This is a genomic window from Mesorhizobium sp. KACC 23794, assembly GCF_052180275.1.
In the GTDB taxonomy this organism is placed as follows: Bacteria; Pseudomonadota; Alphaproteobacteria; order Rhizobiales; family Rhizobiaceae; genus Kumtagia.
The window spans coordinates 4,423,661-4,438,311 of record NZ_CP197465.1 but is presented as its reverse complement, the minus strand read 5'-3'; the positions used below and the strand labels follow the sequence as shown (position 1 = coordinate 4,438,311).

The 14,651-nt window shown below is 64.4% G+C and carries 13 protein-coding genes; 7 read left to right on the top strand and 6 right to left on the bottom strand.

The window, feature by feature from the left end; translation table 11 throughout:
* Nucleotides 1–57: 57 nt before the first annotated feature.
* A complete protein-coding gene (gene folE / locus ACSBOB_RS21785; RefSeq protein ID WP_442578167.1) occupies nt 58–696 on the bottom strand; it encodes a GTP cyclohydrolase I FolE in 639 nt (212 codons plus the stop codon).
* Nucleotides 697–1,166: 470 nt separating this feature from the next.
* Here folE and ACSBOB_RS21780 point away from each other — a divergent pair, with 470 nt between their 5' ends.
* The gene (locus ACSBOB_RS21780; RefSeq protein ID WP_442578166.1) at nt 1,167–1,613 is read left to right on the top strand and encodes an iron-sulfur cluster assembly scaffold protein; all 447 of its coding nucleotides are present in this window, start codon (nt 1,167–1,169) and stop codon (nt 1,611–1,613) included.
* Between the two features lie 31 nt (nt 1,614–1,644).
* Here ACSBOB_RS21780 and ACSBOB_RS21775 read toward each other — a convergent pair whose 3' ends face one another.
* Together ACSBOB_RS21775 and ACSBOB_RS21770 are read right to left on the bottom strand one after the other, a co-directional pair.
* On the bottom strand, nt 1,645–3,960 hold the full coding sequence (locus ACSBOB_RS21775; protein ID WP_442583793.1) for an NADP-dependent malic enzyme: 2,316 nt from the start codon (nt 3,958–3,960) through the stop codon (nt 1,645–1,647).
* Nucleotides 3,961–4,064: 104 nt separating this feature from the next.
* Nucleotides 4,065–4,844: an SDR family oxidoreductase gene (locus ACSBOB_RS21770; protein ID WP_442578165.1), complete on the bottom strand. Its 780-nt coding sequence runs from the start codon at nt 4,842–4,844 to the stop codon at nt 4,065–4,067.
* Nucleotides 4,845–4,968: 124 nt separating this feature from the next.
* On the opposite strand from ACSBOB_RS21770, the gene ACSBOB_RS21765 reads away from it, so the two are divergent.
* A complete protein-coding gene (locus ACSBOB_RS21765) occupies nt 4,969–5,787 on the top strand; it encodes a UDP-2,3-diacylglucosamine diphosphatase (protein ID WP_442578164.1) in 819 nt (272 codons plus the stop codon).
* 524 nt (nt 5,788–6,311) lie between these two features.
* Nucleotides 6,312–7,517, top strand: coding sequence for an MFS transporter (locus ACSBOB_RS21760; RefSeq protein WP_442578163.1), 1,206 nt, complete (start codon nt 6,312–6,314; stop codon nt 7,515–7,517).
* A 51-nt stretch (nt 7,518–7,568) separates the two neighbouring features.
* Here the strand turns inward: ACSBOB_RS21760 and ACSBOB_RS21755 are convergent, their stop codons facing one another.
* Together ACSBOB_RS21755 and dgcA are read right to left on the bottom strand one after the other, a co-directional pair.
* Complete coding sequence (locus tag ACSBOB_RS21755) at nt 7,569–7,865, bottom strand: GIY-YIG nuclease family protein (protein WP_442578162.1); 297 nt, start codon at nt 7,863–7,865, stop codon at nt 7,569–7,571.
* Between the two features lie 176 nt (nt 7,866–8,041).
* Nucleotides 8,042–9,025: an N-acetyl-D-Glu racemase DgcA gene (gene dgcA, locus ACSBOB_RS21750; RefSeq protein WP_442578161.1), complete on the bottom strand. Its 984-nt coding sequence runs from the start codon at nt 9,023–9,025 to the stop codon at nt 8,042–8,044.
* A 77-nt stretch (nt 9,026–9,102) separates the two neighbouring features.
* Between dgcA and ACSBOB_RS21745 the strand changes: the two genes are divergently transcribed.
* From ACSBOB_RS21745 to ACSBOB_RS21730, 4 genes are all read left to right on the top strand, one after another.
* Nucleotides 9,103–10,272 (top strand): ABC transporter permease, encoded by a 1,170-nt coding sequence (locus tag ACSBOB_RS21745; RefSeq protein WP_442578160.1) that lies wholly within the window; start codon nt 9,103–9,105, stop codon nt 10,270–10,272.
* 24 nt (nt 10,273–10,296) lie between these two features.
* Complete coding sequence (locus ACSBOB_RS21740; RefSeq protein ID WP_442578159.1) at nt 10,297–11,112, top strand: ABC transporter ATP-binding protein; 816 nt, start codon at nt 10,297–10,299, stop codon at nt 11,110–11,112.
* A 14-nt stretch (nt 11,113–11,126) separates the two neighbouring features.
* Nucleotides 11,127–12,500 (top strand): MlaD family protein, encoded by a 1,374-nt coding sequence (locus tag ACSBOB_RS21735; protein ID WP_442578158.1) that lies wholly within the window; start codon nt 11,127–11,129, stop codon nt 12,498–12,500.
* A gap of 91 nt (nt 12,501–12,591) precedes the next feature.
* Nucleotides 12,592–13,188, top strand: coding sequence for an ABC-type transport auxiliary lipoprotein family protein (locus tag ACSBOB_RS21730; RefSeq protein WP_442578157.1), 597 nt, complete (start codon nt 12,592–12,594; stop codon nt 13,186–13,188).
* 85 nt (nt 13,189–13,273) lie between these two features.
* Here the strand turns inward: ACSBOB_RS21730 and ACSBOB_RS21725 are convergent, their stop codons facing one another.
* Nucleotides 13,274–14,635 carry an MATE family efflux transporter gene (locus tag ACSBOB_RS21725; protein ID WP_442578156.1) on the bottom strand — a complete coding sequence of 454 codons (1,362 nt, stop codon included), beginning with the start codon at nt 14,633–14,635 and terminating at the stop codon, nt 13,274–13,276.
* Between the last annotated feature and the right edge of the window lie 16 nt (nt 14,636–14,651).

Here is a 14,651-nt window from a genome sequence, read left to right as displayed (position 1 = left end):
TTTGGAAAATAACCCGGCATCACCGGCTCCTCTGAAGCCGGCGGGTCACGGAAGGCTTCAGCCTCCGTGGCCTCCCCGGACCATAGTCAAGAACCGGATCTGTTCCTCGGGATTGTCCTTGAACACGCCGGTGAAAGTCGAGGTCAGGGTGGTCGAACCCTGCTTGCGGATGCCACGCATCGCCATGCACATATGCTCGGCTTCGATCATCACCGCAACCCCGCGCGGGTTTAGCACTTCCTGGATGACGCCGGCGATCTGCGCGGTCAGCGCCTCCTGCGTCTGCAGCCGGTGGGCGAAGATGTCGACGACCCGGGCGATCTTCGACAGGCCGACGACCTTGCCGTCCGGAAGATAGCCGACGTGCGCCTTCCCTATGATTGGCACCATGTGGTGCTCGCAATGCGAATGGAACTGAATGTCGCGCACGATCACCAGGTCGTCGTAGCCGGCGACCTCCTCGAAGGTGCGGCCAAGTTCCTCGGCCGGGCACATGTCGTAGCCATTGAACATTTCGAGATAGGCGTTGGCAACGCGCTTCGGCGTGTCCCGCAGCCCCTCTCGGTCCGGATTGTCGCCGGTCCAGCGCAGCAGCGTCAGCACGGCGGCCTCCACCTCGGCCTGGGTGGGGCGGTGCGTCTCCGGCTTGTCCATGAAGTCGGAGCGCGGCATGATCTTCTTGACGACGGCGTCCATGAAAGGGGGCTCCCGTAGTCGCCCGCTTGGCTGGCGACGAGTTGAACGGACCACAGCCTCTCGCGGCCACCTGACCCTGCGGTGCCCGAAAAATGGCGTGACGGCTTGCCCGGGCGCTGACGCGGTCAGACGCCTTACCCGGGCATGTCACTATATAAGGGTGGGCCGGGCGAATGAAAGACGCTCCCTTGGTACAGATCGTTCGACAACTGATATCAAAGCGCAAAAACGTATCCGGACTCCGCCGGGCGGACGGGAATTTGCAACCGGCGCGTTGCATCCGGATACGCGACAGATGCATTTCCGGGATGACGATGATCGTGCGCCGAAACGGACGGGTGGCATTCCCAGACTGAGGATCGATCGCCGAGCCTCACAAATTCCATGTGCAGGTATCGCGGTGAACACCTATATTGCCTTCTGACGAAGCTTGCGCCGTGCGGTCGCGCGGCCCGATGTGGGCGAAAACCATGATCGACGACGTCTACAACGCCAAAATCCTCGGCTTTGCCGGCAATATCGGCCGCATCGGCCGCCTGCCGCATCCCGACGCCTCGGCCCGGGCGCATTCGAAACTGTGCGGCTCGACGGTCACGGTCGATCTGGCGATGCAGGACGGTGTGGTCACTGATTTTGCCCATGATGTGAAAGCCTGCGCGCTGGGGCAGGCGTCCTCGGCGATCATGGCCGAGCATGTCGTCGGCGCAACGGCGGACGAGTTGCGCGCCGTGCGCGAGACGATGCTGAAAATGTTGAAGGAAAACGGCGCGCCGCCTGAAGGCCGCTTCGCCGACCTGAAATACCTCGAACCAGTGCGCGACTACAAGGCTCGCCATGCCTCGACCATGCTGACCTTCGATGCGGTGGTCGACGCGATCGGTCAGATCGAGCGCAAGCAGGCTGAAAAGGCGGCTTAGCGCTTCCGATCTGGATCGGCTGCGCCGCCTATCAAGCCCCGCTCGCCCGCTGCTGCGCCGCTTCGACGACGGCGAGCGCCGTCATGTTGACGATGCCGCGCGAGGTCACCGATGGCGTCAAAATATGCGCCGGCCGGTCAGTTCCGAGCAGGATCGGGCCGACATGCAGCGCGTCCAGCATCTGCTTCGCCGTGGTCAGCGCGATGTTGGCGGCGTCCAGATTCGGGAAGACCAGCAGATTGGCTTCGCCCTTCAGTTGCGAATGCGGATAGATGCGCTGCCGCAGTTCCTCCGACAGGGCCGAATCGGCGTGCATCTCGCCGTCGCATTCGAGGTCCGGCGCCTGTCGCCGCAGGATTTCCGCGGCGCGGCGCATTTTCAGCGAGGTCGGCGCGTCGCGCGAGCCGAAATTCGAGAACGACACCAGCGCCGCCTTCGGCTCGATGCCGAAGCGCCGGATTTCCTCGGCCGCCAGCATCGTCATCTCGGCGATCTCCTCGGCCGTCGGGTCGATGGTCACGTAGGTGTCGGTGAAGAACAGCACACCCTTGCTGGAAATCAGCATGGACAGCGCCGAAAGGTCGCGGTCGCGCACGTTTGGCCGTGGGCCGATGATCAGCGATACGTGCCGGAGATGCCGCTCGAAACGGCCTTCCAGCCCGCAGATCATGGCGTCGGCATCGTTTCGGCGCAATGCAAGCGCGGCGATCACCGTCGTCTCGGTGCGCACCATTGTGCGCGCCGCCTCCTGGGTGACGCCGCGCCGGCCGGCGAGTTCGATCAGCAGGTCTACATAGGTGCGGTAGCGTGGGTCGTCCTCGGGGTTGATCAGTTCGAAATCCGTACCGGGGCGGATGCGCAGACCGTAGCGCCTCAGCCGTACGTCGACGACGGCCGGGCGCCCGATCAGGATCGGATGGGCGATCTGCTCGTCGATCACCACCTGCGCGGCGCGCAGCACGCGCTCGTCCTCGCCGTCGGCATAGATGACGCGCTTGGCCGTCGAGTTCTTGGCCGCGGAAAATACCGGCTTCATCACTAGGCCGGAGCGGAAGACGAAACGATTCAGCCGGTCGACATAGGCCGGAAAATCGGTGATCGGACGGGACGCAACGCCAGTTTCGCAAGCCGCCTTCGCCACCGCCGGCGCGATGCGCAGGATCAGCCGCGGGTCGAAAGGCGAGGGGATCAGAAAATCCGGGCCGAAGATCGGCGTCTCGCCGGAATAGGCGCGTGCCGCCACATCCGACGGTTCCTCGCGGGCGAGGGCCGCGATGGCGCGCACCGCCGCCATCTTCATTTCCTCATTGATGGCGCGCGCGCCGCAGTCCAGCGCGCCGCGGAAAATATAGGGAAAGCACAGGACGTTGTTGACCTGGTTGGGGAAATCCGATCGGCCGGTGCAGATCATGGCGTCCGGCCGGGCGGCGCGTGCCACTTCCGGCATGATTTCCGGCGTCGGGTTGGCCAGCGCCAGGATCAGCGGTTTCGGCGCCATGCCCGCCAGCAGTTCCGGCTTCAGCACGCCGGCCGCCGACAGGCCGAGGAACACGTCGGCGCCGGGGATCACCTCGGCCAGCGTGCGCGCCTCGGTGTCCTTGACATAGGGATCCTTCCAGCGGTCCATCTCTTCGACGCGGCCCTTGTGGGCGACGCCGAAACGGTCGGTGACCCAGATGTTCTCGACCTTGGCGCCGAGCGAGACCAAGAGGTTGAGGCAGGCGAGTGCGGCCGCGCCAGCGCCGGACGTGACGATCTTCACATCGGCGATGGACTTGCCGGCGAACTCCAGGCCGTTGAGCACGGCCGCCCCGACGATGATCGCGGTTCCATGCTGGTCGTCATGGAACACCGGGATGCCCATGCGTTTCTTCAGCCGTTCCTCGACTTCAAAGCATTCCGGCGCCTTGATATCTTCGAGGTTGATGCCGCCGAAGGTCGGCTCCAGCGCGGCGACGGTTTCGACCATCCGCTCGATCTCGGGTGCGTCGATTTCGATATCGAAGACGTCTATGCCCGCGAATTTCTTGAACAAAACCGCCTTGCCTTCCATCACCGGTTTGGAGGCGAGGGGGCCTATATTACCAAGTCCCAGTACAGCGCTGCCGTTGGAGATCACACCGACGAGGTTGGCGCGTCCGGTGTAGTCGGCTGCGGTCGCCGGGTCGTCGCGGATGGCCAGGCAGGGTGCCGCAACGCCGGGCGAATAAGCGAGCGCGAGGTCACGCTGGTTGCCGAGCGGCTTTGTCGCCTGGATCTCGAGTTTGCCCGGCCTCGGGTACTTGTGAAAGAAAAGCGCCGCCTCGTCGAGTTCCGCCTTGCCCGACTCTCTGTTTTCGCTGTCCATCACGCGACCATCATTTCTTCTTGCAGGATTCTCACCGCCGCCGATGACGGCATCACGACATTCGCCCGGCCATCACGGTGCGCTCCGGCGTATTTCCCGGCCGTTCAGAAGGCGCTGACGTAGAGCCCGCCATCGACCGGGATGTTCTGGCCAGTCAGGTAGCCGGCATGCACGGAGCACAGGAAGGCGCAGATCTGGCCAAACTCCTCCAGTGTTCCCAGCCGCTTGGCGGGAATATTTGAAGCGAGCTGCTCTTTCCGGGCGCGCGCTGCTTCCGGGTCTTCCGGCACGTTCGGGTCGTGCGGGCCGCGCAGCCGGTCTGTGTCAAGTTTTCCCGGCAACATGTTGTTTATTGTGACGTTCTTGTCCGCGACCGTGCGCGCCACGCCGGACAGGAACGAGGTCAGGCCGGCGCGCGCCGCCGAGGACAGGTCGAGCCCGGGGATCGGCATGTAGACCGACAGCGAGGTGATGTTGACGATACGGCCGAAATTCCGCGCCGCCATGCCGTCGACCACCGCCTGGATCAGTTCGAACGGCGTGACCATGTTGTTGGTTACACCCTTGAGGATCGCCGCGCGGTCCAGTTCGCGGAAATCGCGGAAGGGCGGGCCGGCATTGTTGTTGACGAGGATATCCGGATCGGGACAGGCCGACAGCAGCGTCTTCTGCACAGCCGGATCGGCCACGTCGCCGGCGATCTCGATGATGTCCACGCCGAATTTTGCTCTGATTTCCTCGGCCGTGCGCGCCAGGACGGCTGCGTCGCGGCCGTTCACCACGAGATTCACGCCGGCTTCGGCGAGCGCCAGCGCACAGCCTTTTCCGAGGCCCTTGCTCGATGCGCAGACGATCGCCTTGCGTCCCCGAATGCCCAAATCCATTCAGTAGTCCCTCCGTTTCGAAAGCGGCGCACCCTATAGCGCGGCAAGGCGGAACTGCAACCGTCATACGCATGTAGCATGAATCTGGGCATTGGCGCGCATGCAGCAACAGGATCAGGCTGTTATGTCCGAAACAGCACCAAGCAGGTACAAGACGCTTTTCATCTCCGACCTGCACCTCGGCTCGAAGGCGGCCAAGGCCGAATTCCTCATCGACTTCCTGCGTTACCACGAAGCCGACACGATCTATCTCGTCGGCGATATCGTCGATGGCTGGCGGCTGCGCCGGTCGTGGCACTGGCCGCAGGCGCATAACGACGTGGTGCAGAAGCTGCTCAGGCAGGCGCGCAAGGGCGTGAATATCTTCTATATCGCTGGAAATCATGACGAATTTCTGCGCATGTTCCAGGGAACGCACTTCGGCGGCATCGTCGTCAGCGATCGGGCGATCCACGAGACGGCCGACGGAAAACGCTTCCTGGTGATCCATGGCGACCAGTTCGACACCATCGTCCACAACGTTCGTTGGTTGGCCTATCTCGGTGATCGCGCTTATGATTTTGCCATTTCAGTCAATCGGGTGGTGTTCCGCATCCGCCGGGTGCTTGGGCTGCCTTACTGGTCGTTCTCGTCCTGGGCCAAAGTGAAGGTGAAGAAGGCGGTGAATTTCATCGGCGCCTTCCAGAAGGTCTTGAGCGAAGAAGCGCGGCGGTCGGAAGTCGATGGCGTCATATGCGGCCACATACACCATGCGGTCATCGAGCAGTTCGATGAGATCACCTATGTGAATACCGGAGACTGGGTGGAAAGCTGCACTGCGGTGGTCGAGAATTTCGACGGCTCGCTGGAGATACTGTACTGGCCGAAGGTACTGTCGGTCGCGCCGAAGGAGACCGGTTTCAAGCCGCGCCTGATCGAAGGATCGGTCGGTGAGGCCGCCTGACATTTTCGCAGGCTGAAAAATGCTTGTAAATCAATGTGGCTATAGTCCCTGCGGACGTAAATGAAGTCCTGAAGTTTGTGTGATTTCAAGCGCTTGCCCAGTAAGCTGCGCCAGCGTCGCGTGGATCGCTTCATTCCCATGCCGTTTTTGCGGTTCTGCACCCGCTTTTTCGACTTTTCGTTGGTCTGGGCGCGTGTTTGCGTTGTCGCGCGGTGCGCTGTCGCGAGGCAAACAAGGCCGCCGATTGTCGTCGCAGACGTGCGCGCCGCCCCGGTCGCTGATCACCTTCCAAAGAAGCCCCCGGCGGTCGCGATTTCACAGTCCGGCGGTGCGGATCGCACGCGTGAACGAACCGGCGGAAGGGAAGGCCGGCGGGCTCGTTCGAGCTGCCGCCGTGTCGATTCCGCAACAGCGGTTGCGGAGTTGGTTGTAACACCGATCATCGGTTAGGCGGCTTGCGGCGGGCGTGATATTGCCGGCGAAGCGGAGCGTCCGCTCGGCCCGACTCTCCCGCCGGAACGTCCATGCCCCTACCGTCGCTTTCGCCCGAACAACGCATCAAGCCCAGAAATTTCGAGCTTCGGATTTCATTGATCTTCGCGGCGATCTTCGTGCCGCAGGCGATCCACCTGCCGTATTTCCCGCTCTGGCTGGAAGGCAACGGTTTCGGCGCCGAGCAGATCGCAGTGATCCTGTCCGCGCCGATGTTCCTGCGGGTGCTGACGACGCCGTTCATCACCGCCATGGCCGACGAGGCGAGCGACCGGGCGAACGTGCTGATCCTGCTGGCGGCGGCGGCGCTGCTGGTGTCGCTGGGTTTTTTCCTGACGCCCACCTATCTCGTGGTGCTCACCGTCTCGCTGGGGCTGGCCGTTGCCTGGACGCCGCATTCTCCGCTGTCCGATTCGCTGGCGCTGTCGGGCGTGCGGCGTTTCGGCTCGAACTACCCGCGCATGCGGATCTGGGGTTCGATCGCCTTCCTCTCCGGCAATCTCGGCGGCGGCATCATCCTGTCGCTGACCAGCGAAAAATCGGTTCCCGCCATCATCAGCTGCGCGCTGGTGGTCACGCTGCTGGTGTCCCTCTTCGCGCCGCGGCTCGGCCGGCCCCGCAAGGCATCGCCGCTTTCGGCGGTGGAGATCCAGGATGCCGGGCCAAAGCTGCTCAACCGCTATTTCGTGCTGTTCGTCGCCGGTGCCGGCCTGATCAACGGCAGCCACGCCTTCCTCTACAGCTTCGTCTCCATCTACTGGAAGTCGATCGGCATCGGCGACACCACGGTCGGCCTGCTGTGGGCCTGGGCGGTGGTCGCCGAGGTCTTCATGTTCCTGTCCTTCACCCGGGTGTTTTCGAGGCTTCCGGCGACGGTCCTGATGGCGCTGGCCGGCATCGGCGCGATCCTGCGCTGGCTGGCATTTCCGCTGGTCTGGCCTTCCGGCATTGGCGTCATCGGCTTCTTCGCCGTCCAGTCTCTGCACGCCTTCTCGACGGCGCTGATCCTGATCGGCGTACAGAAGCTGATCGTGGAGACCGTGCCCGAGGAACGCACCGGCGCCGCGCAAGGCATCGCCTTCTTCGCCAACGGCTTTTCGATGGCGGCGTTCACGCTGGTTTCAGGCCCGCTCTACGCGGCCTTAGGCGTGCACGGGTTCCTGCCGATGATCGCGGTGGCGGTCGCCGGCATGGGGCTGGTCTGGATGGCGCACGGGTCGCGGCCGCATCCGGGATGACTTGGCTGATGATGCTTTGCAACCTTCGGATGCCTGTGCCTGCTGGTCGGTTCACAGTGACAGGAGATGCCAGGCCATGTCTTGCCAGTGAGGATTGTTTTCCTCGATCATCTTGATTTTCCACTTGCGCGGCCACTTCGTAATCGCTTTCTCCCGCGCGATTGCGTCGATGATCCACTCGAATTCTTCAAACCAGACAAGTCGCACTGCGCCGTAACGAGCGACAAATTTGGAGCCTGTCCCGGGCCTATGCTGCTCTATTCGACCGGCAATATCCGACGTCACGCCCGTATACAGAGTGCCGTTTTTCTGGGACGCCAGAATATAGACATAGCCGCGCCTGCCCATCCGCGAAGTTTATCGGCGAAGCTGGTCGACACAAGCAGCTTCTGGATCGATTTTGTCCGTCGACGCCTCAACGGCGGTGATATCAAAATCGATCCAGACGACATCCTTGCAATTATCCGCCGGCCGTCACCAAGAAAAATTCCGTGTCTTACGCGGACAAATGTCCGGCAATCGTGTCACCCCCACAACTCCGCGCGAGGCGGGGAGACCAGCGATCCGGAATAGGCCAACGCCGGCTCCCGGTCCCTCGCCAGCAGCAGCGGCCCATCGAGGTCGACGAAGTCGGCGCCTTGCGCGAGCAGCACGGCCGGAGCCATGCCGAGGGAGGTGCCGACCATGCAGCCGACCATGATCGAAAAACCCAGTTCGCGGGCCCGGTCGCGAAGCAGCAGCCCGGCGGTCAAACCGCCGGCCTTGTCGAGCTTGATGTTCACTGCATCGTACAGGCCGGCCAGCTTTTCGAGGTCGCCGGCCGTGTGAAGGCTCTCGTCGGCGCACACCGGCACCGGCCGATGGATACGCCCGAGAGCGGCATCCTGGCCGGCGGGCAGCGGCTGCTCGACCAGCGCGATGCCGAGGCGGGCGGCGGCATCGAGATTTTCGGCGAGGTTCGTCTCCGTCCATCCCTCGTTGGCGTCGAGGATGATACGGCTCTTCGGCGCCGCTTGAACGACCGCCGCGATGCGGTCGAGATCGCCGTCGCCGCCGATCTTGACCTTGAGCAGCGGCCGGTTCGCGTTGGCGCCAGCCTGCGCCGCCATCTTCTCCGGCGTATCCAGCGACAGGGTGTAGGCCGTGGTCAGCGGGGCGGGGCGGTGGATGCCAAGCGCCGCCGCGACGCTGACGCCGCTTGTCTTCGCCTCCAGATCCCACAGGGCGCAATCGACCGCGTTGCGCGCAGCGCCTGCCGGCATCAGCCGCGCCAGCGCTTGCCGGTCGATGCCGGCCTCGATCTCGCCGCGTACCGATTCGATCGCGGCGAGCACGCCTTCGATGGTTTCGCCGTAGCGGCGGTACGGCACGCATTCGCCGCGGCCGGCATGTCCGCCGTCGGTGAGGGTGCAGCAGACGACCTCGGCTTCGGTCTTGGAGCCGCGCGAGATGGTGAAGGTGCCGGCGATCGGAAAGCGCTCCACCTCGGCCAAAAGGACACGCGCCATGTTTTTCTGCTCCAGATGTCCGCCACGATGATCCCCTCAAAGTGACAGGCTTCGATTCCGCCGCTAAGAGTCTGGCAATGTTGATCAACCGTTCCAGGGAAACAAGCCACCCGCCCGGCCATCCGGCGGTCGAGCAAGCCGAGGAGGCCGGCCGCCTGGTGCTGCGGCTGTCCGGCCGCTGGACGACGCGCACCATCGCCGAGGTGGATCAGGCGATGAACCGCATCGGCGACGAGATCGGCAGCCGGCAAATCGTGCTCGACCTGAAGAATGTCGAGCGCATGGATACCGCCGGCGCCTGGATCATCGACCGGCTCGTCCAGCGCGCCAAGGCGGGCGGCGTCGACGTTGCGGTCGAAGGCCAGACCCAGTCGATGGACGTGCTGATGGCGGCGATTCGCGACGCGGCGGCCACAAAGCGCCCGGAGAAACCCGCGGAGCAGAATATTGTGCTGCGCGGGCTGGAATCCGTCGGACGCGCCGTCTTTGGCGCGCGCAACGATTTCCTCGCCGCCATGAACATTCTGGGCGCCACCATTCGCGGCGGTCAGATGAAGCTCGGCCGCGGCCATGGCGTCAACCTGGCGGCGATCTTCAGCCAGATCGACAAGATGGGCGTCGGCGCGATCCCGGTGATCATTCTGATGTCGACGATCGTCGGCGCCATCGTTGCGCAGCAGGGCGCGTTCCAACTGCGCTATTTCGGCGCCGACATTTTCGTCGTCGACCTCGTCGGCATCCTGGTGCTGCGCGAGCTTGGCGTGCTGATGACGGCGATCATGATCGCCGGCCGCTCCGGCAGCGCCATAACCGCCGAGATCGGCTCGATGAAGATGCGCGAGGAGGTCGACGCGCTGACCGTCATCGGCCTCAATCCGATCGGCGTGCTGGTGTTTCCGCGCCTTGTCGCGCTGGTGATCGCGCTGCCTTGCCTCACCATCCTCGCCAATTTCGCGGCGATCGGCGGTGCCATCGCCATCACCTGGGCCTATTCCGACATCCCGCCGGCCGCCTTCGTCGACCGGCTGCGCGGCGCCATCGATGTCGGCACCATCTTCGCCGGGCTGATCAAGGCGCCGTTCATGGCGATGATCATCGGCATCATCGCCTCGGTCGAGGGCATGAAGGTCGGCGGCAGCGCCGAATCGCTCGGCCTGCATGTCACCGCTTCCGTGGTGAAGTCCATCTTCGTCGTCGTCATCCTGGACGGCATGTTCGCCATCTTCTTTGCCCAGATCAATTTCTAGATGCACGACGAAGCACCGCCCGGAATGGACGAACACGCGGCGCCGAACGGCACGGCGCCGGCCGGCGGGGCGCGGGAGATCATCCTGTCGGCACGCGACGTGACGGTGGGTTTCAACGACAAGATCGTGCTGGAAAAGCTCGATCTCGACATCAGGCGAGGCGAGATCCTCGGCTTCGTCGGCGCGTCGGGCGCCGGCAAGTCGGTGCTGCTGCGCACGGTGCTCGGCCTCACCAAGAAGCGCTCCGGCGTGATCAAGCTGTTCGGCCTCGACGTCGACAAGGTGAGCGAGGAGGACCGGCTGCGCATCGACATGCGCATGGGGGTGCTGTTCCAGCAGGGGGCGCTGTTCTCGGCGCTCACGGTGCTGGAGAACATCCAGGTGCCGATGCGCGAATATCTCGACCTGCCGCAATCGCTGATGGACGAACTCGCCTATCTGAAGATCGAGCTGGTCGGCCTGCCGCCGGACGCGGCGCCGAAATTCCCGTCGGAACTGTCGGGCGGCATGATCAAGCGCGCCGCCCTTGCCAGGGCGCTGTCGCTCGATCCGGACCTCGTCTTCCTGGACGAGCCGACCTCCGGCCTCGACCCGATCGGCGCCGCGGATTTCGACGAACTCGTCGCCAAGCTGCGCGACACGATGGGACTGACCGTCTACATGGTGACGCACGACCTCGACAGCCTGTTCTCGGTTTGCGACCGTGTCGCGGTGCTCGGCAAGAAGAAAGTCCTCGTCGAAGGCACGATCGCGGATATGCTGGCCAGCGAGGAGCCGTGGGTGAAATCCTATTTTCGCGGCAAACGTGCACGGCAACTTGATCTTGCCGCACGAAAATAGAATTACGGACATCGATGGAAACCAGAGCAAATTACATTGTCGTCGGCGTCTTCACCCTGGTGGCGATCCTCGCCGCCTTCGCCTTCATCTATTGGACGGCGGCGATTGGCGACCGGGGCGAGACGGCGCAATTGCGCATCCGCATTCCGGGGTCCGCATCGGGCCTGACGCGGGGCAGCGCGGTGCTTTTCAACGGCGTCAAGGTCGGCGACGTCACCCGCGTCTACATCGACACCAGCAATCCGACGGTTGCGATTGCCGACACCGAGGTGGGCCGCCTGACGCCGATCACCCGGTCGACCACCGCCGTCATCGGCATTGCCGGGTTGACCGGACAGGCCAACATCGAGATCAAGGGCTCGGACGCGGACGAGCAGAACCTGCTCGACGAGGCGGAGGCCAACGGCACCATCGCGGAGATCAACGCCGATCCCTCGGCGGTGACCAACCTTCTGGAAAAGGCGCAGGACATCTTCAAGCGCGCCGACAATGTGCTCGGCGAACTGGAAGGCTTTACCAAGGAAGCAAGGGGACCGCTGACCCAGACGGTGCAGAATGTCGAGAAATTCTCTGGCGCGCTGGCGCGCAATTCGGACGGGGTCGACAAGTTCCTGGACAGCGTCTCGAAGCTCTCCGGCGAACTGGCCGGCGTTTCGGGAAAACTGGACGGAACGCTGAAGGCGGCCGAGGACATCTTGAAGGCGGTCGACCCGAAGAAGGTGCAGACGGTGGTCGAGAACGTCGACAAGTTCACCGCCGATCTCGCCAAGACCAGCGCCCAGTTCGACGACACGGTGCGCGAGGTGCGCCAGACTGTGGCGACGATCAACGATTTCGCCAAGGGGGCGCAGGTGACGCTCGGCAAGGTGGACGGCGTGCTGGACGGCGTCGATCCGGCCAAGGTGCGCAGCGCGCTTTCCAATATCGAGCAGGCGAGCCGCTCGGCCAACAGCGCGGCCGCCGACATCGCCAAGGTTACGGAAAAATTCTCCAACAAATCCGAGCAGATCGACCAGATGATCAGCGATGCGTCGGAACTGATGCGCCGGCTGAACCAGGCCTCGGTGCGGGTCGACGGCGTGCTCGCCAAGGTCGATGCGCTGCTGGGGTCGGACAATGCGTCCAGCCTGATCACCAACGCCAACGACACGCTGAAGGGCTTCAAGCAGGTGGCCGACACGCTGAATTCGAAGCTCGGCGTGATCACCGACGGGCTGGCGCGGTTCTCGGGGCAGGGGCTGCGCGACGCCGAGGCGCTGATCCAGGACGGGCGGCGCTCGATCAACCGCATCGAGCGGGCGGTCACCGACCTCGAGCGCAACCCGCAGCGCATCATTACCGGTGGAGATGGCACGGTTCGCCAGTATGACGGGCGTGCGCGGCGTTGACTCCTGTGCGGCGGCACCGCAAGAAAGTTGAGGGCGCCTGGGGATCGCCCGAGGTTTCATCGAGCATTCAAGCGAGCGGGTTGCGTTTTCCGTGAAGCATCTCAGCCTGTCATCAGCGTGTCTGCTGCTCGCCCTGTCGCTCGGCGGCTGCGCCCTGCTTGGCGGCGGAACGCCGGCGCTCGACACCTATGACCTCTCCGCACCCGATGCGCCGGCGGCGCGCGGCCGCCATGGCGGGCAGATCCTGATCGCCGAGCCGGGGGCGCTGAAGGCGCTGGACGGTCAGAACATCGTCATCAAGACCGGCCCCGGCGCCATCCAGTTCCTCAAGGGCGCGCAATGGGCCGACCGCCTGCCGCTGGTCGTGCAGGCGAAACTCGCACAATCGTTCCAGACGGCCGGCGGCTTCGGCGGCGTCGGCACACCGGGCGAGGGGCTCGCCATCGATTACCAGGTCGTCACCGAGATCCGCGCCTTCGAGGTGCGGGTCGGCGGCGGCACGCATGCCGAGGTCGAATTCTACGTCCGCCTGCTCAACGACCGCAACGGCACGGTGCGCGCCTCGAAAGTGTTCCGCGCCTCCTCGCCCATATCCGGCGAAGGCAACGACGCCTATGTGCGCGGCCTCGACCGGGCCTTCGGGCAGGTCGGCGCCGATGTCGTCGAATGGGTCGAAGCCCAGGTCTGAGGCCGACGGTTCCAGGCTCGACTTGCTGTCCCACCGCAAGCGTCCGCTATCGTATTCGGGCCGCCTCACAGGATGGGTGCATCCCTTAACTGGAAGCGGGAGCCTTCGCGGCGAGCTTTCTCAATACGCGGAAGCAGACGATCACCGACGCGATGCCAAACACCACGGCGCCGAGGCCCCAGCCCGCCACCACGCCATGCGCGCCATAATACCACGCGCCGACCCAGACGAAGGGGATGACCCCCAGCGTCGAGCGGCCCCAGTTGAAGACGGTGGAATAGGTCGGGTAGCCGAGATTGTTGAAGGCCGCGCTCGCCACGAACAGCGCGCCGTTGAACAGGAAGCTGCCGGCGGCGATGTGGCAGAAGAAGACGATCAGTTCGCGCGACAAGCCCCTGGCCTGGAACAGCCCGGCGATCGGTTCGGCGAAAATGGCCAGCAGCGCCCACATCACGGCGACGTAGACGATGGTGACGAGAAGGCTGTCGCGCATGGTCGTGAAGAGCCGGTCGTATTTTCGCGCGCCGAAGTTCTGGCCGAGGATCGGCCCGACCGCACCCGATAGGGCGAAGACGACGCCAAACGCGACCGGCAGGATGCGGCCGATGATCGCCCAGCCTGCGACCGCCTGGTCGCCGAAGGCCGCCATCTCGACGGTGACGAAGGTGTTGCCGACCGGCGTGGCGATCTGGGTGAGCACGGCGGGCAGGCCGATCGCGAAGAACGGCCGCGAGGCCTCCCTGAGCCGCGCCCAGTCCGGCAGGCGCACCAGGCGGTGGACATGGTGCGCGCCGTGGATGCCGATCGCCAGCATGACGAAGCGCACCAGCACCGTCGAGATCGCCGCGCCGTCGAGGCCGAGGTCGAAACCGAAGATGAAGATCGGGTCGAGCACCGCTGCCGCAAGGCCGCTGCCCAGCGTGACATACATGGCGCGGCGCGCGTCGCCGCAGCCGCGCAGGATGCCGGTGGTGCACATGCCGAGCGCGAGGATCGGCGTCGACGGGAAGACGATTTGCAGGAAGCGCGTCGAGAGGTCCAGCGTCTCGCCGCGTGCGCCCATGAGCGCCACCAAATTGCCGAGGAAGGGCCAAACGGCGATCATCAGCAGCGTCGTCGTGGCCGCCATGAAGACCAGCGAGGCACCGCCCATGCGCGCCGCTTCCTCCCGGCTGCCGCGGCCGAGACAGCGCGACACGACGGCGCTGCAGGCGATGGTGAAACCGATGGCGACGGAGATGGTGAAGAACAGCAGCGTCGACGCGAAGCCGATCGCCGCCGCCAGTTCCTCCACCCCGAGCAGGGAGATGTAGAAGAGGTTGAGCGCATCGACAACGAAGATGGAGACAAGGCCGACGGAGCCAGTCGCGGTCATGACAATGACGTGACGCAGCGTCGAGCCGGTCGTGAATTTCGCGACAGGCGCCGGCTTGGATTGGACGGTCATGGCATCACGCCGATTG